Source organism: Nitrospira sp., from assembly GCA_035968315.1.
Lineage (GTDB): Bacteria > Nitrospirota > Nitrospiria > Nitrospirales > Nitrospiraceae > Nitrospira_D.
Window position 1 is genome coordinate 337,395 of sequence record JAVYIN010000007.1, and the last position, 24,726, is coordinate 362,120.

The 24,726-nt window shown below is 60.3% G+C and carries 27 protein-coding genes and 3 tRNA genes; 11 read left to right on the plus strand and 19 right to left on the minus strand.

Annotated elements, in window-relative coordinates; genetic code table 11:
- Position 1: 1 nt before the first annotated feature.
- From iscX to RI101_11465, 7 genes are all read right to left on the minus strand, one after another.
- Positions 2 to 214, minus strand: a complete 213-nt coding sequence (gene iscX / locus RI101_11435) for a Fe-S cluster assembly protein IscX (protein ID MEC4890662.1) — start codon at positions 212 to 214, stop codon at positions 2 to 4.
- A gap of 81 nt (positions 215 to 295) precedes the next feature.
- The gene (dnaK, locus tag RI101_11440) at positions 296 to 2,116 is read right to left on the minus strand and encodes a molecular chaperone DnaK (GenBank protein MEC4890663.1); all 1,821 of its coding nucleotides are present in this window, start codon (positions 2,114 to 2,116) and stop codon (positions 296 to 298) included.
- Between the two features lie 5 nt (positions 2,117 to 2,121).
- The gene (gene hscB, locus RI101_11445) at positions 2,122 to 2,844 is read right to left on the minus strand and encodes a Fe-S protein assembly co-chaperone HscB (GenBank protein MEC4890664.1); all 723 of its coding nucleotides are present in this window, start codon (positions 2,842 to 2,844) and stop codon (positions 2,122 to 2,124) included.
- 13 nt (positions 2,845 to 2,857) lie between these two features.
- Positions 2,858 to 3,214 carry an iron-sulfur cluster assembly accessory protein gene (locus tag RI101_11450; protein ID MEC4890665.1) on the minus strand — a complete coding sequence of 119 codons (357 nt, stop codon included), beginning with the start codon at positions 3,212 to 3,214 and terminating at the stop codon, positions 2,858 to 2,860.
- A gap of 19 nt (positions 3,215 to 3,233) precedes the next feature.
- Positions 3,234 to 3,617 (minus strand): Fe-S cluster assembly scaffold IscU, encoded by a 384-nt coding sequence (iscU, locus tag RI101_11455; GenBank protein ID MEC4890666.1) that lies wholly within the window; start codon positions 3,615 to 3,617, stop codon positions 3,234 to 3,236.
- A 27-nt stretch (positions 3,618 to 3,644) separates the two neighbouring features.
- On the minus strand, positions 3,645 to 4,862 hold the full coding sequence (locus RI101_11460) for an IscS subfamily cysteine desulfurase (protein MEC4890667.1): 1,218 nt from the start codon (positions 4,860 to 4,862) through the stop codon (positions 3,645 to 3,647).
- Positions 4,859 to 5,332 carry an Rrf2 family transcriptional regulator gene (locus tag RI101_11465; protein MEC4890668.1) on the minus strand — a complete coding sequence of 158 codons (474 nt, stop codon included), beginning with the start codon at positions 5,330 to 5,332 and terminating at the stop codon, positions 4,859 to 4,861. Before RI101_11465 ends, RI101_11460 begins: the two co-directional genes overlap by 4 nt.
- A gap of 135 nt (positions 5,333 to 5,467) precedes the next feature.
- Between RI101_11465 and RI101_11470 the strand changes: the two genes are divergently transcribed.
- From RI101_11470 to RI101_11485, 4 genes are all read left to right on the plus strand, one after another.
- Complete coding sequence (locus RI101_11470; protein ID MEC4890669.1) at positions 5,468 to 5,884, plus strand: 2Fe-2S iron-sulfur cluster-binding protein; 417 nt, start codon at positions 5,468 to 5,470, stop codon at positions 5,882 to 5,884.
- A 104-nt stretch (positions 5,885 to 5,988) separates the two neighbouring features.
- Positions 5,989 to 7,401: a glutamate--tRNA ligase gene (gene gltX / locus RI101_11475; protein MEC4890670.1), complete on the plus strand. Its 1,413-nt coding sequence runs from the start codon at positions 5,989 to 5,991 to the stop codon at positions 7,399 to 7,401.
- Positions 7,402 to 7,475: 74 nt separating this feature from the next.
- Positions 7,476 to 7,549 (plus strand) — tRNA-Gln (locus RI101_11480).
- 46 nt (positions 7,550 to 7,595) lie between these two features.
- A tRNA-Gln gene (locus tag RI101_11485) sits at positions 7,596 to 7,669 on the plus strand.
- 66 nt (positions 7,670 to 7,735) lie between these two features.
- Here the strand turns inward: RI101_11485 and RI101_11490 are convergent.
- The 3 genes from RI101_11490 to RI101_11500 form a co-directional block, all read right to left on the minus strand.
- Entirely contained in the window at positions 7,736 to 8,392 is a 657-nt protein-coding gene (locus RI101_11490) for a hypothetical protein (protein ID MEC4890671.1), read from the minus strand.
- A 78-nt stretch (positions 8,393 to 8,470) separates the two neighbouring features.
- Positions 8,471 to 9,091 (minus strand): RNA polymerase sigma factor SigZ, encoded by a 621-nt coding sequence (sigZ, locus tag RI101_11495; protein ID MEC4890672.1) that lies wholly within the window; start codon positions 9,089 to 9,091, stop codon positions 8,471 to 8,473.
- Positions 9,092 to 9,116: 25 nt separating this feature from the next.
- A complete protein-coding gene (locus RI101_11500) occupies positions 9,117 to 9,578 on the minus strand; it encodes an ArsI/CadI family heavy metal resistance metalloenzyme (protein ID MEC4890673.1) in 462 nt (153 codons plus the stop codon).
- 402 nt (positions 9,579 to 9,980) lie between these two features.
- On the opposite strand from RI101_11500, the gene RI101_11505 reads away from it, so the two are divergent.
- Complete coding sequence (locus RI101_11505) at positions 9,981 to 12,329, plus strand: glycosyltransferase (GenBank protein ID MEC4890674.1); 2,349 nt, start codon at positions 9,981 to 9,983, stop codon at positions 12,327 to 12,329.
- 95 nt (positions 12,330 to 12,424) lie between these two features.
- On the opposite strand, the gene RI101_11510 is transcribed toward RI101_11505, so the two are convergent.
- Positions 12,425 to 12,703 (minus strand): hypothetical protein, encoded by a 279-nt coding sequence (locus RI101_11510; GenBank protein ID MEC4890675.1) that lies wholly within the window; start codon positions 12,701 to 12,703, stop codon positions 12,425 to 12,427.
- Between the two features lie 192 nt (positions 12,704 to 12,895).
- Here RI101_11510 and RI101_11515 point away from each other — a divergent pair, with 192 nt between their 5' ends.
- Positions 12,896 to 13,378: a hypothetical protein gene (locus tag RI101_11515; GenBank protein ID MEC4890676.1), complete on the plus strand. Its 483-nt coding sequence runs from the start codon at positions 12,896 to 12,898 to the stop codon at positions 13,376 to 13,378.
- 267 nt (positions 13,379 to 13,645) lie between these two features.
- Here RI101_11515 and RI101_11520 read toward each other — a convergent pair whose 3' ends face one another.
- The 6 genes from RI101_11520 to RI101_11545 all read right to left on the minus strand — a co-directional run bounded on the left by RI101_11520 (position 13,646) and on the right by RI101_11545 (position 18,890).
- Positions 13,646 to 13,849 (minus strand): hypothetical protein, encoded by a 204-nt coding sequence (locus RI101_11520; GenBank protein MEC4890677.1) that lies wholly within the window; start codon positions 13,847 to 13,849, stop codon positions 13,646 to 13,648.
- Between the two features lie 307 nt (positions 13,850 to 14,156).
- The gene (locus RI101_11525; GenBank protein ID MEC4890678.1) at positions 14,157 to 15,200 is read right to left on the minus strand and encodes an NAD(P)-dependent alcohol dehydrogenase; all 1,044 of its coding nucleotides are present in this window, start codon (positions 15,198 to 15,200) and stop codon (positions 14,157 to 14,159) included.
- A 335-nt stretch (positions 15,201 to 15,535) separates the two neighbouring features.
- On the minus strand, positions 15,536 to 15,865 hold the full coding sequence (locus RI101_11530; GenBank protein ID MEC4890679.1) for a PilZ domain-containing protein: 330 nt from the start codon (positions 15,863 to 15,865) through the stop codon (positions 15,536 to 15,538).
- A gap of 164 nt (positions 15,866 to 16,029) precedes the next feature.
- Positions 16,030 to 17,730: a glutamine--tRNA ligase/YqeY domain fusion protein gene (locus tag RI101_11535; protein MEC4890680.1), complete on the minus strand. Its 1,701-nt coding sequence runs from the start codon at positions 17,728 to 17,730 to the stop codon at positions 16,030 to 16,032.
- Between the two features lie 111 nt (positions 17,731 to 17,841).
- Positions 17,842 to 18,276 (minus strand): hypothetical protein, encoded by a 435-nt coding sequence (locus RI101_11540; protein ID MEC4890681.1) that lies wholly within the window; start codon positions 18,274 to 18,276, stop codon positions 17,842 to 17,844.
- A 77-nt stretch (positions 18,277 to 18,353) separates the two neighbouring features.
- On the minus strand, positions 18,354 to 18,890 hold the full coding sequence (locus RI101_11545) for a hypothetical protein (GenBank protein MEC4890682.1): 537 nt from the start codon (positions 18,888 to 18,890) through the stop codon (positions 18,354 to 18,356).
- A gap of 248 nt (positions 18,891 to 19,138) precedes the next feature.
- Between RI101_11545 and RI101_11550 the strand changes: the two genes are divergently transcribed.
- Positions 19,139 to 19,216: transfer RNA gene (locus RI101_11550), tRNA-Glu, on the plus strand.
- A 208-nt stretch (positions 19,217 to 19,424) separates the two neighbouring features.
- Here RI101_11550 and RI101_11555 read toward each other — a convergent pair.
- Both RI101_11555 and RI101_11560 read right to left on the minus strand, forming a co-directional pair.
- Positions 19,425 to 20,165 carry a response regulator gene (locus tag RI101_11555; GenBank protein MEC4890683.1) on the minus strand — a complete coding sequence of 247 codons (741 nt, stop codon included), beginning with the start codon at positions 20,163 to 20,165 and terminating at the stop codon, positions 19,425 to 19,427.
- 119 nt (positions 20,166 to 20,284) lie between these two features.
- On the minus strand, positions 20,285 to 20,497 hold the full coding sequence (locus RI101_11560; protein MEC4890684.1) for a hypothetical protein: 213 nt from the start codon (positions 20,495 to 20,497) through the stop codon (positions 20,285 to 20,287).
- 577 nt (positions 20,498 to 21,074) lie between these two features.
- Here RI101_11560 and RI101_11565 point away from each other — a divergent pair.
- The 4 genes from RI101_11565 to RI101_11580 all read left to right on the plus strand — a co-directional run bounded on the left by RI101_11565 (position 21,075) and on the right by RI101_11580 (position 24,617).
- On the plus strand, positions 21,075 to 22,181 hold the full coding sequence (locus RI101_11565; protein ID MEC4890685.1) for a deoxyhypusine synthase family protein: 1,107 nt from the start codon (positions 21,075 to 21,077) through the stop codon (positions 22,179 to 22,181).
- On the plus strand, positions 22,178 to 22,813 hold the full coding sequence (locus tag RI101_11570; GenBank protein MEC4890686.1) for a thioredoxin domain-containing protein: 636 nt from the start codon (positions 22,178 to 22,180) through the stop codon (positions 22,811 to 22,813). Before RI101_11565 ends, RI101_11570 begins: the two co-directional genes overlap by 4 nt.
- A gap of 86 nt (positions 22,814 to 22,899) precedes the next feature.
- Complete coding sequence (locus tag RI101_11575) at positions 22,900 to 23,163, plus strand: hypothetical protein (GenBank protein ID MEC4890687.1); 264 nt, start codon at positions 22,900 to 22,902, stop codon at positions 23,161 to 23,163.
- A gap of 14 nt (positions 23,164 to 23,177) precedes the next feature.
- Positions 23,178 to 24,617, plus strand: a complete 1,440-nt coding sequence (locus tag RI101_11580; protein MEC4890688.1) for an aldehyde dehydrogenase family protein — start codon at positions 23,178 to 23,180, stop codon at positions 24,615 to 24,617.
- The last annotated feature ends 109 nt before the right edge of the window (positions 24,618 to 24,726 follow it).

A 24,726-nucleotide genomic window follows, 5' to 3' on the forward strand; every position in this document is an offset into this window, starting at 1 on the left:
GTTAGGATTTCGAGTCCTGGTATTCTTCGTGCCAGACCATCTGGATGCTTTCCAGAATTTTCTCGTTCGATTTCTTCGGATCGTCTTTGAAGTCCGGCAAGGCCACGATCCAGGCGTGCATATCGGTGAATCGGACCGTCAACGGGTCGGTGTCCGGGTGTTCCTCCACTAAACGAATCGCGATATCTTCCGTGTCATTCCATTTCAGATCCATGGGATTCTCCCTGGCGCGAGGCCAGAGGCACGAGGCGAGGGGGGCCTGTGTCTTTCCCTTCGCCTCTCGCCCCTTGCCTGTTTAGGTGATGTCGGAAACCTTCTTCCCTTGCAAGCTCCGTTTGAGGGAATCGTCCAGCATGGTGACGGTCAGGGTTTTGGCCGCTTGCTCCAGGTCGGCCATGCGGGCGCGGATGGCGCGGGGCTCGGTCCCGTCCTTGGCGGAGGCCAGGGCCGTGAGCGCGGTGCGCACGGCGGCGATGTCGTCTGCGGAGATGAGATGCCCGCCGTCTGCCAGGGATTTTTCTGTCGTGACGATCAAGGCGCTGGCGTCGAGCCGCGCTTCGATCAATTTGCGCGCGCTGACGTCGTCGGCGGCAAATTTGAACGAGTCTTCGATCATGCGCTCCACTTCCTGATCCGACAACCCGTAGGAAGGCTTGACGTCGATGGACTGGCTCTGACCGGTCCGCATGTCGGTGGCTTTGACGTTCAAGATGCCGTTGGCGTCGATGAGGAAGGTGACTTCGATCCGCGGCACGCCTGCCGGCAGCGGCGGGACTTTCAGGCGGAACCGGGCCAGGCTGCGGTTGTCTTTCGCCAGCTCCCGTTCGCCCTGGAGGATGTGAATGTCCACACCGGTTTGGCCGTCCACATACGTGGTGAACATTTCCTTGGCGCTGGCGGGGATGGTCGTATTGCGGCGAATCAGGCTGCTCATGACGCCGCCCATCGTTTCAATGCCCAGCGAGAGGGGCGTCACGTCGAGGAGGAGCATATCGGTGGTGCCGCCGCTGAGGATGTCGGCCTGTACCGCGGCGCCGAGGGCCACCACTTCGTCCGGATTGAGTTCGCAGTGCGGTTGTTTGCCGAAGAGGTCCTGGACGCGCTGGCGTACCAGCGGCATGCGGGTTGAGCCGCCAACCAGCACGACTTCGTCGATATCGGAGGGCGAGAGGCCTGCGTCCTTGAGCGCGAGGCGGCAGGGGCCGAGCGTGCGTTCCACCAGGGCGTGGCACAATGACTCCAGCTGATCGCGGGTCAGTTCTCGTGTGAACCGGCCCTTGCCTTCTGGAAGGTCGAGGGTGGCTGTCGTGGCAAGGGCTTCTGAGAGGCGGATTTTCGCCCGTTCGGCTTCGAGCCGGATGCCTTGCATGTGATCGGGATAGGCCGAGAGGTCGAGTCCGTACTGCTGGCGAATGTCCGCCAGGAAGATATCCGCGATCAATTGGTCGAAGTCGTCGCCGCCCAAGTGGGTATCGCCGTTGGTGGCGAGCACTTCGAAGATGCCGTTCTTGAGCTTGAGGATGGAGATGTCGAAAGTGCCGCCCCCCAGGTCATAGACGGCGATGGTGCCCTGGGTGCGCTGCTGCAGCCCGTAGGCCAGGGATGCGGCGGTCGGTTCATTGATGATCCGCAGGACCTCAAGGCCCGCGATCATGCCGGCGTCCTTGGTGGCTTGCCGCTGACTGTCGTTGAAGTACGCCGGGACCGTGATGACGGCTTTGGTGATGCTCTCCCCGAGAAAGGCTTCCGCCCGGAGCTTCAGTTCCTTCAGGATCATGGCGGAGATTTGCGGCGGCGAATAGGTCTTCTCGCCGAGCTTGATGCGGATGACTCCGCCTTTTTCGGTCAGGGTATAGGGGAAATAGGCGAGTTCGTGTTGCACATCGGCCAGGCCTTTGCCCATAAACCGTTTCACGGAATAGACGGTGCGCTCCGGGTTCCTGGTCAGGTGTTCTTTCGCCGGATCGCCGACGATCAGGCCGTTGTCGGTCAGCGCGACGACGGAGGGGACCATGGCCCGCTCATGACGGCCCGCGATGACGCGGGGCGTGCCCTGATCCATGTAGGCGACGAGCGAATTGGTTGTGCCGAGATCGATTCCAACAATGCGTGACATGGCAATTAGGCGATGGTGGCGACGAGGTCGTTGACGATGTTCTTTACGTACGTGCGGTTGGACAGGATGTCCCGCATGGCTTTCAGAATGCGGTTGCGCTCGGCGCAGGCCTGTTCGGTGGCCTCGCCGCGGTCCTGCAGCGCATCCCATTGGCCGAAGAGCTCCTGAATCTGGGCTTCCATGTCCCGCTGCCGTTGCTCTAGCGTGGCGCGCTCGGATTGGAGCTGGGTACGGAGGGCGGCCGCCTCGCTCGAGGTCCGGTCGCTGGCGCGGAATTCGTCGAGTGTCTCTTGCAGTTCGAGGATTTCCTCGAAGAGGTCGGCCGGCGGTGTCGTGCGAATGTCTTTCACGGACCCGGCTTCCAGATCCAGCAGATATTCGGCGCGTTGAATCGGGTCCCGCAGCGTGCGATAGGCCGTGTTCAGCATGGCCGAGTTGCCAAGGCTGATGGTCTGCTCCGCATCGCTCTTGTTCTGATAGAAGTCGGGATGGAAGGCCCGGCTCAATTCGTAGAATTTGGCTTCCAGCTGTTGTGGATCGATGGACAAGCGGCGGGGAAAGCCGAAGCAGGTGAAGTAGTCCAGCTCCTTCGACACCGGCTGGACCTTCACGCACCGGTCGCAGAAGTATTCTCCCGAGACTTCGGATTGGCAGTGCCAGCACATGCTGCGGGCCATCTGCAGCTCGCGGCGGTCACTCGCGCTATGGATATGTCCGTGTCCGTCCATCGTATGATCTCATTTACGCGGAGAACGACTCTCCGCAGCCGCAGGTCTTGTTGGCGTTGGGGTTCACGAATTTGAAGTTCCCGCCCATCAGGTCCTTGTGGTAATCCAGCTGGGTGCCCTGCAGATAGATCGCGCTCTTGGCATCCACAATGATCTTCACGCCGTCGAAATCGTAGACCTGGTCGTACTGGCCGATCTTCTCGTCGAAGTTGATGGTGTAGCTCAGGCCGGAGCAGCCGCCGCCCTTGACGCCCAGGCGCAGGCCGCCTTCTTCAATGCCCTGGACGTTGATCAGACGCTTAATTTCCTTCAGGGCCGCGTCCGTGAGCGTGATGACCGGGGTCTGGGCTTCCGTATTCGTGGCGTCCATAGTGCGCTCCCTTCTGCCGTTACTTGGAGTCAGCTTTCTTCTGGTAGTCGGCCAATGCCGCCTTGATCGCGTCTTCCGCCAGGACCGAACAGTGAATCTTGACCGGCGGCAGGTTCAATTCCTGGACGATGTCGGTGTTCTTGATCTGCTGGGCTTCTTCGATGGTCTTGCCCTTGAGCCATTCGGTGGCCAGGCTGGAGCTGGCGATGGCGGAGCCGCAGCCGAAGGTTTTGAACTTGGCATCGACGATCGTGTCGTTTTGGACCTTGATCTGGAGCTTCATGACGTCGCCGCACTCGGGCGCGCCGACCATGCCGGTGCCCACGCCTTCTTCGTCCTTCTTGAAGCTCCCCATATTCCGGGGATTGTTGAAATGATCGACGACTTTGTCACTGTATGCCATGGTGCGTCCTCCTCGTGACTATCTAGGTCAGTGGGCGGCCCACTGCACGGATTTCAAATCGACCCCTTCTTTCGCCATTTCATACAACGGCGACATTTCACGCAGCTTGGTCACAATCTCAATAACCTTCTTGATCGTGTAGTCAATCTCTTCGTCCGTATTGAAGCGGCCCAGGCCGAAGCGGATCGACGAGTGGGCGAGCTCGACGCCGACGCCCAGGGCCCGCAGCACGTAGGACGGTTCCAGCGTCGCGGAGGTGCAGGCGGAGCCGGACGAGAGGGCGATGTCTTTCATGCCCATCAGGAGCGATTCGCCTTCGACATAGGCGAAGGAAATGTTCAGGTTGTGCGGCAAGCGCTGGGTCGGATGGCCATTGAGATAGCTTTCTTCGAGGGCTTTCATGATTTCGGCCTGCAACCGGTCGCGCATCGCGGTGAGGCGCGCCGATTCGGTGGCCATTTCCTGTTCGCACAATTCGCAGGCCTTGCCGAATCCGACGATCAACGGCACCGGCAGGGTGCCGGAGCGCATGCCGCGCTCGTGTCCGCCGCCGTCCATTTGCGCGGCGATCCGCACACGGGGGTTCTTCTTCCGCACATACAGGGCGCCGACGCCCTTCGGGCCGTAGATCTTATGGGCTGAGAAGGACATCAGATCGATGCCCATATCCTGCACATCGACGGGGATCTTGCCGACCCCTTGCGTCGCATCGCAGTGGAAGAGCACGCCCTTTTCCTTCGCGATCTTGCCGATCTCCTTGACGGGATTGATCGTGCCGATTTCATTGTTGGCGAGCATCACGGAAATCAGGACGGTCTTGTCCGTGATCGCGTTCCGCACGTCTTCCGGATTCACCATCCCGTACTTATCCACGGGCAGATAGGTGGCGGTGGCCTTGCCCTTCGCTTCGAGGGCCTTGGCGGTGTCGATCACCGCGCGGTGTTCCGTGGACGACGTGATGATATGGTCGCCCTTCTCCTTGTACATCTCCAGCACGCCCTTGATCGCCAGATTGTCCGATTCGGTGGCGCCGCTGGTGAAGACGATTTCTTTCGGATCCGCCTTGATCAGCTTGGCGATCTGCTTGCGGGCGTTCTCCACCGCTTCTTCCGCCGCCCAGCCGAACGCGTGGTTGCGGCTGGCCGCGTTGCCGAATTTCTCCACGAAATAGGGCAGCATGGCGTCGAGGACCCGTTGATCCATCGGAGTGGTGGAATGGTTGTCGAGAAATATTGGAAGCTTCATCGTGCGACTCCTTGTGCCGTGGAAGACTGAATCGTAATCAGGGGGGTGCCCCCCAGCATGTCCTGGAGCGTCATGTTGTTGAGGAGCTGATAGATGCTGTCTTGAACCTTGAGGAGCGGCGTGCGGATGTTGCAATGCTCCCGCTGAAGGCAGAGTTCGCCTTCTTTTTCATGGGAGCAATCCGTAATCCCCAATGGCCCCTCGATCCCTTCCAGAATCTGCGCGATCGTGATCTGCCGCGCGGTGCGGGCCAGGAGATAGCCGCCTTTGGGCCCGTTATGGCTTTCGATCAAGCCGTTCTTGGCGAGGGTCTGGAGCACCTTCGCCAACAGTTCGAGCGGGATGTGGTACTCTTCCGCGATTTCCTTCGTATTCACCACACGGCCGGGTGTCACATCGCCGAATTGCACCGAGGCGATATGCTGGAGAGCCATGAGGGCGTAGTCGGCTTTTTTTGAAATCTTCAACATAGGTATTGCCGATCAGCTAAGTCGGAGACTATAATGATCTCCGATCAATAAGGTCGGACTAAAGATACCACGCAACTTTCTGGGCTGTCAACGGCTTATTCCAAAAAGTCATCGGGCAGAGAAAGGAAGAGGAACATGGGCGGGACGAACCCCTATATTGAGAAGGCAGAATATGAGCTTCCTAAGAAGCCGTACTCGATTACCTATATTGCGGCCGACGGGGATGTCACCAAGGTGACGGTGGATCCAGCCAAGATCCCTTACGGGGAGACAGGCCTTCCTGGCAGTATCCTGGACATCGCCATGGCCAACGGGGTGGAGTTGGAGCATGTCTGCGGAGGGGTCTGTGCCTGTTCCACCTGTCACGTGATTGTGAAGCAAGGGTTGGAGAGCTGTAACGAGGGGACGGACGATGAGTTCGATCAGCTGGATGAGGCGCCGATGACCACGTTGCACTCCCGCCTCGGCTGCCAATGCGTGCCGAACGGCACCGCAGACATCGTGGTGGAGATCCCCGCGGTCAACAAAAACCTCGTGAAAGAGGGCCACTAACGCAGAGCGTCCGTGGCTCGCTGAATCCGCGGCGATTCTGTACAAGCCTTTTCTCTGCGTGCTATAGATACCGGCCTTTCCACCCCTATCCATGAGATGAACGCATGACCCAAGTCCGCGTCCGTTTTGCGCCGAGTCCGACCGGATTCCTTCACATCGGGGGAGTCCGCACCGCGCTCTTCAATTGGCTCTTTGCCCGGCAGCAGGAGGGCGTCTTTATTCTCCGCATCGAAGACACCGATCAAAGCCGGTCCACCGATGAGTCGATTCACGCCATCATCGAGGGGATGAAATGGGTGGGGCTCGATTGGGATGAGGGGCCGTATCGGCAAACCGAGCGCATGGAGCTTTATCGCAGCCATGCCATGGCGCTGCTGGAGAAGGGCCAGGCCTATTGGTGTGTGTGCAAGGCCGAGGAACTCGAAGCGCGGCGGAAAGAAGCCGAGGCAAAAGGGCTGTCCCCACGCTACGATGGGCGCTGCCGGACTCTCGGAATCTCGAATCCGCCGGGCGATGCCGCGCTGCGTTTCAAAGCGCCGCAAGAAGGGCAGATCGTCGTCGATGATTTGATTAAAGGGAAGATCACGTTTGACAACAGCGCGGCGGACGATCTGATCATTCTGCGGTCGAACGGCTATCCGACCTACAATTTCTCCGTCGTCGTCGACGATGCGTTGATGCAGATCACGCATGTCGTGCGTGGAGATGACCATCTGACCAACACGCCGCGCCAGGTGCCGATCTTCCAGGCCTTGGGATTTCCCGTCCCGCAGTTCGGCCACTTGCCGATGATTCTGGGGTCGGACAAGGCCCGGCTGTCCAAGCGCCATGGCGCCACGTCCATCATGGCGTACAAAGACATGGGCTATTTGCCCGAGGCGATGGTGAACTATCTCGTCCGGCTGGGCTGGTCGCACGGGGATCAGGAGCTGTTTACCCGGCAGGAGCTGATTGAAAAATTTTCCTGGAAGAACGTCCAGTCTTCTCCGGCCGTCTTCAATCCCGAGAAACTGCTCTGGATCAATGCCGAATACATCAAAACCAGCCCTCCGAGCCAGGTCGCGCAGGCCCTTGTCCCGCTGCTGGAAGCGGCCGGACTGCATGAACAGGTGAAGGCTGTATCGATGGAGTGGCTGGCGCAGTTGGTGGTGCTCGTCAAAGAGCGGGCGAAGACCATTGCCGAGATGGTGGAGTGGGTGCGACCTTACTTTGGCGAGGCGGTCGTCTTTGAAGAAGAGGCGGCCAAGAAATTTCTCACGCCGGCTATCGCGCCGGTGCTTGGCAAGTTGCTTGCGCGGTTCGAAGCCTTGCCCGCCTTTTCCAAACAGGCCTGGGAAGAGTCGTTCAAGACATTCGTGGAAGAAGAAGGCCTCAAAATGGGGCAGCTGGCGCAGCCGGTGCGGGTGGCACTGACCGGCAGGACCGCCAGCCCTGGGCTGTTTGAGGTCATGGAAGTCTTGGGCCGGGACCGGACTCTGTTCCGTCTTAGGCAAGGAATTGAACGGGCCGCAGTCTAATCGTACGAATTCTGCCAATAAACCCGCATCGATCTTGACGGAATCACAAGCCGTATATTACTGTGTGCGTCGGTTGGGGGATCGTCTAGCGGTAGGACGTCAGTCTCTGGATCTGACTACCTAGGTTCGATTCCTAGTCCCCCAGCCAAAATTTCCATCCTGTCCTAGCTCGACCATTCGCTTCCGTACCGCGCTGGGGGATCGTCTAGCGGTAGGACGCCGGCCTTTGGAGCCGGCTACCTAGGTTCGATTCCTAGTCCCCCAGCCATTTCTTCTCATTGCCGCGCACCGGCGGACTCCCACGCGAAATCCTTCACCAGCGGCATGACGCAGGCTACTGTCCCCCGTGGGGCGATTGCCGGTTCGCGCTGCTCTGCAAATCCATCTCAAACACGACCGGGCCATTCGGATTCTTGGAATCCAGGGGATGCGGCATCTGATCCACGGCCAGTTTGCCAAGCGGGACGGCGACGATGTGCGGCGCCTTGTCGGAGGGATTGGAATGGAGCGCCAGCCGGATGTTTTTCGGGCGCAGTTGCGGGGTGAGTTGGGGCTTCAGATCCGGTGTGACAAAGCCCACCACCATGGCGCTGCCGTCGGCTAGCTTATGGATTTCATAGGCATTCGGGGCCGGGGCCACTCGTGCCAGCATAATGTCCGGGCTTTGCGTGACTAAGGCGATGCCCAGTCCGCGCTGAGGCGCAAACCCAAAGCTGTTGAGCGGGGCTTGAGAGAAACGGACCTGCGGAGCGTCAGCCGGCATCTCTGCCACACCGTTCTTGCTCCGTAATTGCTGGCGCAGCTCGGCTTCGGTCCCGACGGACTCGATAAAGACGGCGGCTGGCGCGGCTTTCTGTGCCGGCAGGACTTCCGTCTTGCCGCCGCCTCGCGGCGCGGCTTGGACCGGAGCCGGGGACAGGCCGGTCAGGAACAGACTGAGAGATGTCGTCAGCAGCACGGCATGCAGTCCAAGGGCAGATCGTGAGAACATGATCGTTACGATGCTCCAGTGAGAGGTCTGTGCGCCTTTTCTATCAAGCCCAGCGGGCTGAGCGCAATGGGCGGAGGTTTAACGAGACCGCCGCTCGGCTGGGAGCATTGGCGCGAAGGGGGCACAGGGATTTTCCGCGGGGTCGCGGAGGGCATATTCAGCAATCCCCCGGCGGCTATCCAGCTGCACGAGACAGCAGTCGTGCAGCATGGCCTTCAACTGCCGCCGGCCCCGTTGTACACGGGATTTCATGCCCGAGAGCGAGAGCCCCAGCTTGGCGGCGGCCGCCTGTTGCGTGAAACCCTCCAGTTCGACGAGCTTCATGGCCTCACGATAGTCCGGTGCGAGCCGTTCAATCATTGGGCGCAGACAGCGGGCGAGCTGCGTACGCAGCTCGCCCGGCTCCTCACCCGGCTCAACCAGAGTCATCTTTCCCTCAACATCGGCGGCAAGACCGGCCGGCACTTCATGCCGTCGGTGTGGCGCCCGGTAATAGTCGATCATTACATGGCGGGCAATCTGATAGATCCAGGAGACAAGGCGGCGGGGATCCCTCACGCTGTCGATCTTTTGATGGATCCGTAAAAAGACCTCCTGCAGGAGGTCGTCCACGGCCGCATCGGAGCCGACCCGTTGTGCGATGAAGGCGCGCAGGCGCCCGCGCATCTCACTCCACAAGCCCTGGATATCTTCGGTCATGGCCGTTCCTCCCCAAGTCCCATGCCTACGGTACAGGCCGTGAGGACGTGGCGCAAGTTGCGGCCTGTGCGGTTCCGTGGCTGGCAGGGACGCAACATCCCGTGTGGCTCAGCGGTGTATCAATCGGCAGTTGTTCGTGCACAAAAAATATTTCCCAGGCGTTGCCGTCGGGATCGGTCATCCAGAGCTTGTCTTGCAAGGCAAAGCAGCAGGCCGTCTGTGTGTCGACGTTCTCCAGCACGCCTCCGGCCTGTAAACGTGCGTTCCATTGGGCAAGCTCATCGAGCGAATCGACCTCGATCCCCAGATGGTTGACGGAACTGGTTCGGCCCGTTGCCGACACTAGCGATAGATTCAGCGCCGGAGCGGTCAAATCGAACTTGGCATAGTCCGCCGTCTGCTTCTGCGGCGCCACGCCAAAGACCTTCCGATAGAACTCAACGGATGCGGCGACATGGCGTACATCGAGCGATATATGTGGTCTCATGGGCTGCTCCTTGGTGAGCGGCAGGAGCGGATTCCCCCGCCTGCTTCTAGAGACGGAGTTTCGTCCAAAAGGATGCACGTCACGAGGAGGCCGGTTGGTATGGAGGGACAGAAGGGCGTCTTGTCGTGCGGAGATAGGCCGGGAGCAGGGCGGTAATTAAGGCAGCAGGCGTTTCGTACCTTCCTGGATCCAGATGAGTTGTCTCTTGGGCCTTGTCCTGTGGACTGCTGGGTTGTCTGAGGGAACCTAGGGATTCCCCCTGGTTATTGCCGTTTCCCTCGGGTAGACTCTCGCTGGGTCGGATCGCAGAAGTGTCTCTGCCATAAGTCATTTTCGGCGCCGTTGAGGAATAATTCCGGATCCCTGCCGTGCTGATGGCCGGCCGATGGTCTTGAGTTGGGTGTGTCGTTCGATGGTCGTGTCTTCGGGGTATTCGTGAAAGGCTGGCTGGATTCTTACTATTGTTTGCCCATTGCCGGGACGGTGGCGGTCACGGTGTTCGTGCTGGTCGTTCTCTCGACCTGGCTGACAGCAAAGCGGAAATTCATTCTCAGCGCGCTGCTGTTTCTCTGCGCCCAGTACATGCTCTGGCGCGGGCTCTATACGTTGAACACCGACAGCCTTGCCGGAATGGCGGTCAGTGGAACGGTCTATCTCGCGGAGTTCTACAACCTGGCGCATATCGGGTTTTTCGTCTATCAGGCGTGGGATTCGCTTGATCGCGCTACGCCGCCGATGCACGTTGTGCCAACTGTCGATCTGTTGGTTCCCATCGTTCATGAACCGCTGTTTGTCCTGGAACGGACGCTGGTTGGGTGCCTGGAGCAAGATTACCCGCGAGAGCGGTTCCAGGTGTATGTGCTTGACGACGGCCACCGACCGGAGGTGGAACAGCTGGCTCGTGCATTGGGCTGTCAGTATCTCCGGCGTCCGAACCGCGGAGAATCGGCGAAAGCCGGGAACTTGAATTACGCGCTTGCCCGCTCCAGCGGAGAGTACATCGCGGTGTTCGACACGGACCATGTTCCGGTTCGATCGTTTCTCAAAGAAACGGTGCCATTTTTTGAGGATCCTACGGTTGGGTTCGTCCAAACCGCGCATCACTTTTATAATCGGGATATCTTCCAGCGGAATTTGCGGCTGCAGCAGGCTCTCCAAGACGAGCAGCGGCTGTTTTTTCGGGTCATTCAGCCGGGGCGCGATCGGCACAACAGCGCATTCTTTGCCGGCAGCAGCGGTCTATTTCGACGAGCCGCCTTGCAGGAGGTTGGAGGATTCAGAGAGGAAACCGTCACGGAAGATCTGCATACCAGCCTCTTGGTCCATGCGAAGGGCTACCGGTCGTGTTATGTGAACCGGGTGCTCTCGGCCGGTCTGCTGCCTGAAACACTCGACGGCTACCTCACGCAGCGCATGCGGTGGGCAACCGGGGCGATTCAGCTGTTGTTCCGCGCCAGCCCGCTGACCACACCGGGCTTAACGGCGGCGCAACGCCTGGATTATCTGGGGGCGGTGCATTACTTCCTCTTCGGGCTTCCGCGCATCATTTGCTTGGTGGCGCCGTTGCCTTGGCTGTATTTCGATATCGCCGTGTTGCGGGCCGATCCCCTCATGCTCGTGGCCTTGTTCTTTTCCTATTTCCTCGCCTTTCTCCTGACGACCCATGCAGTGAGCAAGGGGATGCGAAGCGCTATTTGGTCCGACATCTATGAAACGATGCTGTGTTTTGCGGTAACCCGGGCGGTTGCCGGCACGATATTCTCGCCGAGGGCACGGCGTCCGTTCGTGGTGACGCCCAAAGGGGAAATGCTGCCGCGCGCCCCGGTGCTGAATCGGCTGATCCTGCCGCATCTTATTCTCTTTGGACTGTTGGTTGGCGGGGTCTTGATCAGCCTGATGCGGGCCTCTTCATGGGATTTGACGTCGGGTACGGCGCTCAGCGTGTTCTGGGCGGCGGCCAATCTTCTCCTGCTCGGCGCGGTTATTTCGACGGCCTATGAACCCCCGCAGCGGCAGCAACGCGTGCGTGTGCCGATGCATCTTCCCTGCGAGGTGGTGCTCGGTCACCGCCGTGTGATGGGAACTACGAGCAATCTGAGCGAGCTTGGCGCCCAGCTGGTTGTGCCGGAACCCATCGAGGCCCAGGCCGAAGGCCTGCTCGTGCGGTTTTTGCCGCCTGGTGAGGCCTCGGTTTCCGTGCATGGATGGGTTGTTCGCCAAGAGCGAGGCAACACCCGGCACTGCCAGGTCGGGATGCAGTTCGGCGCGCTGCCATCCGAGACCCGCCACGCCCTTATTAAACTCATGTTTTCCTCCCATCAGGCCTGGAAGGGTTCCAATCCTGCCTCAGGATTATGGACGAGTGTGTGGGCCGTTATTCGGGGGATCCCGGCGGCCTACGTGCCATATACACCAAGCCGGAGACGGGTTCCCCGGATTCCCTGCCGGCAGCACGGGCGGTTGATGGCCGGCGCACAGGACGTAGATGTGCAATTGCGAGACATTTCCTACTCGGGATTATCATTGTGGATCCCCCAGACCCACTTGGCCGGGCACAATAGTGTGGCCGTTTTGGAACTCGATGCGATCACGCTGAAAATACGCCCGCAGCGGACGATGGTGCAGGATGGCGGCCGGTTGCTTGTGTGTTCCGTCGAAAGTGTGGAGCAGGGGGAATCGGAGTGGGCCGAGTTACATCGATACTGGTGGGACAAGCTCTACGCTCCTACCGCAGGCGTAAGCGCAACATAGGCGGCGTGGGAAGCTTGGGGGCTCGACAGGAGGTCATGGGAGAAGGAGGGAGACGGTGTGACTCCATCTCCCTCCCTCTCACAGGCAGAACAGAATTAGCGACGGGCAGGACGGGCAGCTTGGTCGCGGCGGCAGCTTTCTTCCGCCAGCATCTTCTGGCCCGCGCTCGCGTTCGTGGGGATGCGCGCCAGGCAGGCGTCCAAGGTATCCTCAACGGCTCCTGTGGCAACCCGGTCGATGTTTTTCCCCGCGCCGAACGTGGCGCCACTGCTGGATGCGGACCCGGCGCCAGAGGCTCCGTCGCTCGCACAACCGCCAATCAGCAGGCCCAACAAGGCGATAACCCCGAATGCATTCATAGACCGATTTGCCATGATACGATCTCTCCTCTGTGATTGAGAATAACAAGAGCTCAAGAAGCATTATCCTACTCTCGGCGGGGAGGAAGAACAAGCTGAGGGTTGAGCCATTGCTTCGTTGGCCGTTGCATTCCCCCTCTTACGGGGAATAGGGTTCTCGGAGGCCCCCCAGTACAGTGGACTCAACCACACGTTGAGAGGTCCTGTATGACGACCATCCGACGAACGATGCTTGCTCTCGCGCTGACCGTGTCTCTCGCGGGATGCGTGGGCACCCGCATCGAATACCTCACTGATACAACCTATCCGGCGCGAGACAGCGCGGCACCGATCGAGTGGCTGACGGGAGAGCCCGCTGGCGCCCACGTGGAGCTCGCACGGATTATCGTACGAAGCTCAAACTACAGTCTGGAGACGCTCCGGCACACGATGCTAGACCGTGCCCGCGCATTGGGGGCCGATGCGATCATGCCGGACCTGCCGGCGCTCGTGCTGTCTCAGCCGGGAAGCCCCTACTATGAGCCGGGCTTGCTGAGCCCGGCTGGAGCGGCGTTTAGTCTCTATGGGTACGGGTGGTATACCCCCTACAGTTCCAACCCCTACCTCCTGACCCAGGGCGCCACGGACCAGCCGCGTATCGAACAGGTCTTGTCAGGCATCGCCATTCGCTTTGAGGAAAGTCTGCCGTAGGCCCACATCTCTCCAGAAAAAACCGTGCGGAACGAAGTCGCGCGATCATCCGGAGAGTGTTGCCCGTCGCGTCTGATCAGCGAACTGCCCTGGCGGTGTGAGGAGTGTGCAGGATCTTCGCGTCACAGAGTGTTGGGGAGCGACGGCGGAATGGGGTGGAGGTCTCTCCCAGGGGAAGAAGAGATCGTGTCATGGTCGGCAAGGGGAGTTGCCGCCAGATCCTCCACCCGTATTCATTCCGAAGCCTATTGCTGGAACCAGCGGCAGTTAGAGGACGTGGAGGGTCGTGATAAATCCGGCGTCGCTCTGCGTCAACCGCAATTGGCCAAGCCGGCTGAGACGGTCCACTTCGATGAACACCTCGGACCAACTCCATCTCGGCAGGCACTGGGTGAGTTCATCCAAGGTACAGCCAGGATGAGCCCTCACCATATCGAGAATTTCCTCAGCCGCCGTAGGGTGTTCCAGCATCCAGGCCTCCTTGCTCGAACCGGCTGTTTTCGACCGGCACTCTGATTCAGAGTGATAACAAACTTTTCTGGGAGTAGTGTGAAAGCAAGTTGTATTCCGTTGGAATGGGGACAGGGGCTTGCCTGGGCACGTTGGAGAGGATGAAGAAAAACAACGAGATTGAAAGAGGGGCTCTCAGCCAGGCGCACGGGCGATCGTGCCTGCCATCAACCTGGTGCTCTCATGCACTGTGCGCAGAGAGCGAATTCGCTCAATGGGGGCCGGACGGGAGGCCTGCCAAGTCTGTACGAGCGAAAGCCGGATGGCGCTACTTCAGCGACGCCAGGTCGATGACGAAGCGGAAGCGGACGTCGCCCTTGAGGACTCGCTCGTAGGCGTCGTTCACCTGCTGGATCGGAATCACTTCGACATCGGATTCGATCTTGTGTTCGGCGCAGAAGTCGAGCATTTCCTGGGTCTCGCGGATGCCGCCGATGACGGAGCCGGCGATGCGGCGCCGGTGCATAATCAGCGAGAAGGGCTCCAGCGGGGCCGGTTTGTCGGGGACGCCGACGAGGATCATGGTCCCGTCGGTCTTCAGCAGGTTGAGGTAGGTGTTGTAGTCGTGCGGAGCCGAGACGGTGTCGAGGATAAAGTCGAAATGCCGCTGCAGCCTGACCAGGGCCGTGGGCTGCGTGGTGACGACGAACTTGTGGGCTCCCAGGCGCATGGCGTCCGCCCGCTTGCTCTCCGACGTGCTGAGGACCGTGACTTCCGTGCCGAGGGCGCGTGCGATCTTTACCGCCATGTGGCCCAGTCCGCCCAAGCCCACCACGGCCAGCTTGTGATATTTCCCCACACCCCAGTGGCGCAGCGGAGAGTAGGTCGTAATGCCGGCGCACAAGAGCGGGGCGGCGCCAGCTGGCGACAAGGTGGCGGGAATCCGCAGGACATACTGTTCGTCGACCACGATCTGGGTGGAATAGCCGCCCTGGGTGATCTGGCCGCTTTTGTCGCGCCCACTGTAGGTGAGCAGCATTCCGGTTTCGCAGTATTGTTCCAATCCTTCCCGGCAGGCGGCACAGGTACGGCAGGAATCGACGAAGCAGCCGACGCCGGCCTGATCTCCTATTTTGAACTTTTTGACGTTCGGTCCCACCTGAGCCACGGTGCCGACGATTTCGTGCCCCGGCACCATGGGGAAGAGCGAGCCGCCCCATTCGTCGCGCGCTTGATGGATATCGGAATGGCAGACGCCGCAATGGGTGATCGTGATCAGCACATCGTGAGGACCGACAGGGCGGCGCTCGAAAGAGAAGGGCGTCAACGGGGCCTTGGCGGTCAGGGCGGCGTAGCCTTGTGTCGGCAGCATGATGTGCGCTCCTGGTGAGAGAATGGTTGAGGCTGATGGGGAGACCTTAGCAAGTCGGACGGCACTTGCCAACTGGGAAAATCGCGAAGACCGTCAGCGCCTTACCGGTCGGAGTCTTGTCCCGATTCTCGTTCAGGATCGATGGTCAGGGGCGCGCCTGCAATCCGGTAGCCTTCCGAGGCCCAGGTGCCCAGGTCTGTCATCTGGCAGCGTTCTGAACAGAACGGGCGCCAGTGATTCTGTTCCCAGGTCGTGGGCTTTTTACATACGGGGCAGGTCATGCCGGAAGTGTATCACTCTCCCGGCGGGGTCGGGCAAGGGCGTGGGGCGTGATGTTATGACGCCGCCGGCGGCTTCACGACGTGAAGGAATCGCTGCAGGCGGCTTCGATCCAGCTCGGTCAGGTTCAGAAATTCGACTCCGAATTCGCCGTGGCAGGCCCACCGCACGGTAGCGGCCTGTACGGTGATGGCCGACCCCAAATCGGTGGCGCGAATGAGGAGTTGGACCCCGGCGCCGGGGTTGATCGGCACGGTGCTGGTGACGGCGCACCCTCCGGCGGAGATGTCGAACATCGTGCCTTGGCGGATGTCGGTGTTGTTGGTTGTGGAAAATAACACTTGGGCTTCAACCGGCACACGCGGATGCTCGCGGCACTCGATCATGCTGGCCTCCTGAACGTGGGGGAGTGAGCAGGGCGACGGTCGCAGCGACCGAACGCGCTTCTGAGGCCATCGTAGACCAGCCTATTTTCTATTTGAAGCAATAATCGAAAATCTGCCTGGGCGGCTGTCGCCGGGCTGACGGCGGGCGGCGGAACGGAACTGGCTCAGGTGGTCTTTTGGGCCTTCTCGATCTTGGCCCAGGCATCTTTCAGCGAGACCGTTCGATTGAAGACCAGGCCGGTCTGTGAGCTGTCCGGATCGACGCAGAAATATCCCGTCCGTTCAAATTGAAAACGCGCGCCGGCTTGCGCTTGTTTCAGGCTGGGCTCGACCAGGCAGCCGGTGAGGCGTTCGAGCGACTGGGGGTTGAGCGACTGTGTCCAATCCTGGTCCGGGGGAATCTTCGCCAGGTCGGTTGTGAGCAACGGGTTGTAGAGGCGCACTTCGGCCGGCACGGCATGGGCGGCGGACACCCAGTGAATGGTCGCTTTCACTTTGCGCTGTTCCTGCGACGATCCGCTCTTGGTATCGGGATCGTAGGTGCAGCGCAATTCGGTGATGGCGCCGGTCTGCGGATCTTTGACGACGCCGGTGCATTTCACGATATAGGCGTAGCGCAAGCGGACTTCGCGTCCGGGCGCCAAGCGGAAGAATTGTTTCGGCGGATCTTCGCGGAAATCGTCCTGCTCGATGTACAGGACCCGCGAAAAGGGCACGCGCCTGGTCCCGGCCGACGGGTCTTCGGGATTGTTCACGGCTTCCATTTCCTCGACGCTGTCCTCGGGATAGTTCTCGATGACGACTTTCAAAGGATTGAGCACCGCCATGACGCGCGGCGACCGTTTGTTCAAGTCCTCGCGGATGAAATATTCAAGCAGCTGCATTTCCACGACTGCGTCGCGCTTGGCGACGCCGATGTGCTCGCAGAAGGCGCGAATGGCTTCGGCGGTGTAGCCGCGCCGCCGCAGCCCCTTGATGGTCGGGATGCGCGGATCGTCCCAGCCCGCGACGAGTTTCTTGCCCACCAGTTCGAGCAGCTTGCGCTTGCTCATGACGGCACAGGTCAGATTGAGCCGGGCGAATTCAATTTGCTGCGGGCGATGCGGCGCGTCCGCTTCGGCCACGACCCAGTCGTAGAGCGGGCGATGATCTTCGAATTCCAGGGTGCAGATGGAGTGGGTGATTCCTTCGATCGCGTCCGAGAGCGGATGGGCAAAGTCGTAGGCCGGATAGATGCACCACTGGGTGCCGGTCCGGTAATGAGCGGCATGCCGGATGCGATACAGCACGGGATCGCGCAGATTGATGTTGGGCGAGGCCATGTCGATTTTGGCGCGCAGCACATGCGTGCCATCCGGGAATTCGCCGGCGCGCATGCGCCGGAACAGATCGAGATTGTCTTCGACGGTGCGGGTTCTATAGGGGCTGTTCGTGCCGGGCTCCGTCAGCGTGCCACGATATTCGCGCATGTGCTCCGCGGTCAGGCTATCGACATAGGCCTTGCCCTTTTGAATCAGGACGACGGCGAAGCCGTAGAGTTGCTCGAAATAATCGGAGGCGAAAAACATTTTCCCCTGCCAGTCGAAGCCCAGCCAGTGCACGTCGTCTTGAATGGCCTCGACGTATTCCGGATCTTCGGTGGTGGGGTTGGTGTCGTCGAACCGGAGGTGGCAGATGCCGCCGGGATGTTCCTTGGCGATGCCAAAATTCAGGCAAATGGATTTGGCATGGCCGATGTGCAGGTAGCCGTTCGGTTCCGGGGGGAAGCGGGTGACCACGCGCCCGGCATGTTTGCCGGCCGCACGGTCCGCGGATACGAGGTCGCGGATAAAATCTGACGGTGCGGTTGGAGTCGGATCGGTCATCGGTGCAATCTCTTGCCGGTCGCTGAGGTGAACGGGTTTGCCAGGTTGCGGCGTAGTTGTACCACAGTCGGGCTTCAGCGAGAAGCGGGAAGGCGGGTGCCTAGCATTCTGTTAGGCGTGGGGTTCGGAGGATTCTCGAGGCTGGGCGGAGGCCATCTGAATCACATGAAAGTCTTTTTGTGCGATGAGGTGGCCTTCCATCCGCAGGCGGAATTCGTAGCGGCCGGGAGCGGGGAAGATCAGCGACGGGATATTGATGCCGAAGTCGGAAATCTGGAGCCGGTCTGCGATCGCAATATTCGGCAGGTTCGCGCGGCAGACCAATTGCTCCGTATTGAGATAGACCAGGTCGATGTCGAAGTGATAGGTGCCCTCGGCATCGGTGAGGCAGAAATAGAGCCCCATTTGATTATGCTGGAAGGGGAACGCGCCGGCCTGTAAATGGGTGAAGAGCCCGATCAGGCTTTTTTTCTTCGTGAGGCTGTCCTCGATGACCTGATCGCAGACCAGGAACGCTTGCACGCTGGGTTTGGCAATGTCCGACATGGCGTCATTTTATGGGAGGAATGGGATTTGGCAAAGGATTCTTCCACTTTCGCGATGGGCCGGTGAGGCGTGAATGGCTAGCCCAGCACGATGGCGCTGCCCTTGTTTTCGCTCACGTCTCCGAAGAGGGTTGTGCCGGAACCGATGCGGCAGTAGTGCGGGGTGATGTCCACCAGCATGCCTTTGTGGGAATAGAACTTTCCGGTCAGGATCTGCACTTTCTTCTCGGCAACCGCGCGGGCTTCAAGCACGGTCTGGCCGGAGAGGCGGTCCGTGACGATGACGGACGGCAGGTCGGACGGCGTGGAGCCGTCGGTGCGATGGATGTCGATGGCAAATTGTTCCGTGCGATTCAGGACCAGCACGTTGCGCCGCACATGGCCGACATGCACGCCGGCCTCGCTATAGAGGTCAAGGGTGACGAGGAGGAGGCCGTGCTCCGGTTTCGATTCCAGGAACAACTGTTCTTTCCCCTGGATCTTGATCACACCGTTGGTGTTGCGAAAAATATTCGATCCGATAAGCAGCTCCAATCCTAGCGGGGCGGCCGGAGCGGGGCGGCCCCCTTGTGGCGCGGCCATGCCGGGATGGGGCTGTCCGAGAAACTCTGCCATGATCCTCCTCAATGATGGGCGTATCGATTGCGATGGCGTCAGCCTGAGGCTGTTCGTCGTGCGTCAGGCTCACGCTGAAGCTAGGCCTTGAGCGCCTGGCCTGTCAAGAGCGGCACCGAGGAGAGAGCCCCCGCATCTTTTAGGCACGGGTGTTTGCAAACCTGAAAGAGCCTATGCTACCGTTCCTCCGTTCTGCACGCCCGTATGGAGCCTCGCCGCTCGCGGCGAATGCTCATGATGATTCGGATGGTCCCATCGTCTAGCCTGGCCTAGGACGGAGCCCTCTCAAGGCTTAAACACGGGTTCAAATCCCGTTGGGACCACCACCTTTCCCCAGCTTCTGAAAGTATCTCGCTCCCATCTGGTGCTCCCTTCCTCATTCTGCATGACCGCATGGCAGCGTCCGTCGTTAATGCTCAAGGCCTCGGATGTCTGGTCGAGCCCTGGTTGGAACGGAAGCTGGGACAGTTGCCCCTGCCATGATGGCCAAGGTCAAAGACGCTAGTCGTTTCTCGCTCGAGCTGTAACGTTCTCTTATTTCTGGCGGGATGAGTCGCGCTGCATCGTGATGAGCGTGGAGATGGCCTGTGCGATTCGTGCAGCCGTTTTCGGCGGGAGTGCACCGAAGTCTACCCCGAAGGCGGACTCTTTGGCCCATTGCACGGTCGCGCGATCGATGAGCACCGGCTCCGGGTCCCCCGGCACAAATAGCTGCAGGGTGAGGACCATTCCGGCTAAAACCGGCACATTCCCGGCGATGCGGCTCCCGCTCAGTGAAAGATCGGTGATCGTTCCTTCCCCGGCAATCATGGTCCCGCTATACCTTATCGGCATCGATCCCTCGATCCGTTGGTTCTTCCGCATGGCGACCCAGGCCATGCTGTCGTGGGGGGAGCTCTCTCCCGTGTGTTGGCCGAGCACGCCGCGGATCGCTGCGATCAATGTGTCCGCCTTCACGGGCTTGGGGAGGAAGGCGGCGGCTCCGTACCGCCGTGCCTTGTGCTCCGCCATCTCACGATCGCGCGCGGTCACGATAATTACCGGAATGGCCTGGAGCAGTTGGTTGCTCTTCAGCCGCTGGAGAATGAGAAACCCGTCTCCTCCCGGCAGGCCCAGATCCAAGAGAATGGCGTCGGGCTGGTGCTTCCGGGCCTCGCTCAGGGCCTGAACTCCGTCTGCCGCCCATAGAGGCTGATACTGGTGTGCGCGTAAAATCGAACTGAGCAATTGCCAGCTATCGGCCCCATCTTCGATGACCAGAATCTTTGCTCCCATGCGAGGTCCTCCTGTGGCCCTACCATGCGCAATGGCGTGTAGAAACAATGGATCATGCATTCGTGGCAGCACAGTTCGTTGCGGCCTGGTGACTACTGGGTTGAAGAGAGAGAGACGGATTAGGAGCAGGGTGGTGGTCTGGAAGTCAGCGAAACGACGGCAAGGTAATTGGGAGGTGTGAGCGGAACGAAATCGAAAAGCGGCCACGAATTTTCTGCATTATCCAAAAGCAGGATGATATTCGTGGCGTGGTTATCGTAGGTAACGAGCGCGGTGGCGTCTTCAGAGGCGTCGTCATTCTCTCCAGCCAACAAGGCTGGTTGATGCGCCATCGAGGCAGAGGCTTCTTCACAACTGGCCATATCGAGTAGATAGGGCACGACACAGAGCACGAGGAGGCACATTCCGCACGAGATCAGTGAGCCGCGCAGGGGAGATAATCGCCAGTGTCGCATGGAAGGTATTATAGCAGCCGGTATCAGCCGGAGGAAGTTCTTCCCGCGGCCTGACGCGCGAGACCGTTACTTTCCTGAGCCGCAGGACGTGCGGAGGGGGGCGGTTGGCAATGAGAATTCCCGCATGCGGGCGCTGTTCCCGAAGCGCGGCTTCGTGCCGCCATTCTCAGGATTCGACCTCCCCTTGCCCCTCCTTACGAAGGAGGGGTACCTATGGGAATGTTGGTGTCAATCCGAACGGACTCCCTTGTTCACGCACCCACACGAAATCCTGAAGCGCCTGATCTCTTAGCCAAGCGTCATAGGGTCAGCGGCGTGAGCGAAACAATTCGTCCATGCCGCGCGGCAGTTGCCGTGTCGCGCTACGTTCAGCGTCCCTCGCTTCATTGACGCCTTTAGTAACGGTTGTGTATAAAGAATGCGCTTTCACAATGATTTTTAAAGGGGATACGGGATGGGTGCACGCGAATTTCATGACGGGGCGAAGGACGGCTTAGAAGCGCTGGAGCCGCTGGATCCGGAGAAAATCGGGTCGTTTGACGAGCTGCTCGTAGCGATGGGGAAGACGGCGTTCGGCGGCCGCCGATTGGGCGAGGCCTACGAGGTGCTGTCGGCGATGTTCGATGACCGTGATTGCAAGGTGGTCATGACGCTGTCCGGCGCCATGACGATTGCCAAGATGGGGAAGATCGTCAGCACGATGATCGATATGGGCATGGTGCATTGTGTGGTCTCCACCGGCGCGCTGATCGCGCATGGCTTGAGCGAATCGGTTGGCAAGACGCACTATCGTGTGAAGCCGTCGATGTCCGATGAGGAGCTGTTCAAGAAGGGCTATAACCGCGTCTACGACACGCTGGAGATGGAGACGAACCTCAATTATGTCGAGCAGGTCGTCTCGCAGACGATGAAGCGGGTCGATCCGGCGACGATGCTGTCCTCGGAAATGCTCACGCGCGAACTGGGCAAGACGCTGGCGGAAGAATTCGACGGCGCCGGGATTTTGAAAAGCGCCTATCTTAAGAATGTGCCGGTCTACATTCCGGCCTTCACCGATTCGGAGATGGGGCTCGATGTCGGGACCTGGGCCATGGGCCGGGTGATTGATCAGACGCGTCCGAAGCATAAGCAGGGGGGCGATCTGGGGTTGTTGCAGGACCTGCATCATGCGTATCCGTCCTTTAACCCGTATCTCGATCTGAATAGCTATGCCGGGCGCATGTTGTCCGCCAAGAAGCTCGGGATCTTTACGATCGGTGGCGGCGTGCCGCGCAATTGGGCGCAGCAGGTCGGCCCCTATGTTGAGATCAGCAACCATCGGTTGGGCATGGATGTTCAGCCGCCGCGGTTTCAGTACGGCGTGCGGATTTGTCCGGAGCCGGACTACTGGGGCGGGTTGAGCGGCTGCACCTATCAAGAAGGGATTTCCTGGGGCAAGTTTGTGCCTCCCGCTGAGGGCGGCCGGTTTGCCGAAGTGTTGAGCGATGCCACGATTGTCTGGCCGTTGCTGATGATGGGGCTGCTGGAGCGCCGGCGCGCAGCCGGCAAGCGGACCGCATGAGCCGGTTCGGCGGTCGAACGGCTGCATGGCTCTTGCTCGGGGTGCTCGCCTGGTCACCGTCGGTTGGCGCCAAGGAGGCGGGGGAGTCCGATGGCCGGGTCAGGGGGCAAGCCAAGGCCCCGGTAACGCTGATTGAGTATTCGGACTTTACCTGTGGCTATTGCCTGAAGTTTTTCCAGGAGACCTGGCCGAAGATTCAGGCGCGCTACGTCGAGACCGGGAAGGTCAAATTTATCTACCGCGACTATCCCCGGGCCGATCAAGGGCCTGGCGTCGAGGCGGCGGTGGCGGCCCGTTGTGCCGGTGGGCAAGGGAAGTATTGGGCGATGCACGATCGGCTGTTCGCGGAGGGGGGGCGGCTGGATCAAGCGGTGATTCTGCGCCATGCCACCGCCATCGGGTTGAATCTGCCGGCGTTTGAGCGTTGCATGAAAGACAAGGCGTCCCTGGCCTCGATCTTCGCGGACCGGGACGAGGCGAATCGCTGGGGCTTTCATGGCACGCCCGGGTTTATTCTCATGCGGACGGCCATCGAACCGACGGAGAAGGAGCCGGCCATTGCGATTCCCGGCGCGTTCCCGTTCGAGCTGTTTGCCGAAGAGATCGATCGGCTGCTGGCCAATAAGCCGTAGCCGTTTCAGGATGGGGTCAGTGTGCGGCCAGGCAAGTGTTTCCTGAGGCTCGGGGGCAATTTATACGGGCTCATATAGGAGTAACTATGGCGTCTACACAATCATTCTGGTCTGTGCCTCAGCGGGAAGGTTCGGCTGATTTTTTCGTGTGCATGTCATGTCTGGGCGAAGTCTTTTATCGCCGGGTACCGATGCCCGATTGCCCGGGGTGCCACGGTGTGTCCACCTATGAAGCGTTCACGCTGGAGGCGGTGCGCGATTGGGGGACCGAAGAGCTGATTGCCAAGGCGGTCGCCGCGCAGCAAGCGTCCGATGCGGCCGAATCCGCCGCCATGCCTGCCTCGTCGTAGGGAGCTAGCCGGTCTTGCAGGGGCCACGACCTTTTCTTGTCAATGGCGAATGGACGCCCGGCGCAACGACAGCGCGGGTCACGAATCCGTTCAACGGACAGCTGATCGCGGAGGTGTGCCAGGCCGGAGAGGCCGATGCCGAAGCGGCGATGGCCTCGTCCGCCGCCGCCGCGCCTATCATGGGCAAGTTGTCATCCCATGCCCGCTACAATATGTTGCAAGAGATCGCGGCGCTGATCTATAAACGGCGCGACGAGTTCGCGCAGACCATCACGGCTGAAGCGGGCAAACCCATTGCCGATGCCAAGCGTGAAGTCAGCCGCTCCATTCAAACCTTTACCGTCGCGGCGGAAGAGGCGAAGCGCATTCCCGGCGAAGTGGTGCCGCTGGATTGGACTCCGAACACCGAGTCATTTCTGGGCATGTTGCGCCGGTTCCCCATCGGGCCGGTTCTCGGGATCACTCCGTTCAATTTCCCGCTGAATCTCGTGGCGCACAAGGTAGCTCCGGCGCTGGCGGCCGGCAATCCGATCCTCATCAAGCCCGCCCCCCAGACGCCGCTGACAGCGCTGCTACTGGGTGAGGTGGCGCTGGCGGCCGGTGTGCCGCCCGGCGGCCTCAACGTGCTGCCCTGCGACAATGCGGTCGCCGAACGGCTGGTGATCGATCCCCGGTTCAAGCTGCTGAGTTTTACCGGCAGCGCGGCGGTGGGGTGGATGTTGAAGGCCAGGTGCGGGAAGAAAAAAGTGACGCTCGAGCTGGGCGGGAACGCCGGCGTGATCATCGAGCCGGACGCGGATCTCGACCTCGCGGCGCAACGCTGCGCGGCGGGCGGATTTGGCTATGCGGGGCAGACCTGTATTTCGGTGCAGCGTATTCTGGTTCACCACTCGGTGGCCGACGCCTTTTCGACGAAGTTGCTGCTGCAAGTGGCGCGAGTGAAGGCCGGAGATCCCACGGACGAGACGACGGTCGTGGGGCCGTTGATCAATGAGGCGGCGACGCAGCGGGTCGAAGGATGGATTGAAGAAGCCGTGGCTCAAGGCGCCAGGGTCTTGCTGGGAGGGAAGCGCCGGGGCTCGGTGCTGGAAGCGACGGTCTTGACCAATGTGAAGCCGGAGATGAAGGTGTCCTGCCAGGAAGTGTTTGGGCCGGTTGTGACGGTGTCGTCCTACCGGCAGCTGAACGATGCCATTGCGGAGCTGAATCGCTCCGATTACGGGCTCCAGGCGGGCATTTTCACACAGGACATCAATAAGATCTTCCACGCCTTTCGCCATCTGGAGGTCGGGGGCGTCCTGGCCAACGAAATTCCCACGTTCCGTGCCGATCACATGCCCTATGGTGGGGTGAAGGATTCCGGGCTGGGGCGGGAAGGGGTGCGGGCGGCGATTGAAGATATGACCGAGCCCCGGTTGCTGGTCCTGAATCTCAAGGAGCCGGCCGGAGGGTAGCGTAAAAAAACCGCTGAGGATATTGCGAACCCAGGCCAATCTTGGTACAACAGCGGCCCGATGCGTGCATGGTCGGCGCGGTGAACGGCGGTTTGTGGGCGTAGCCAAG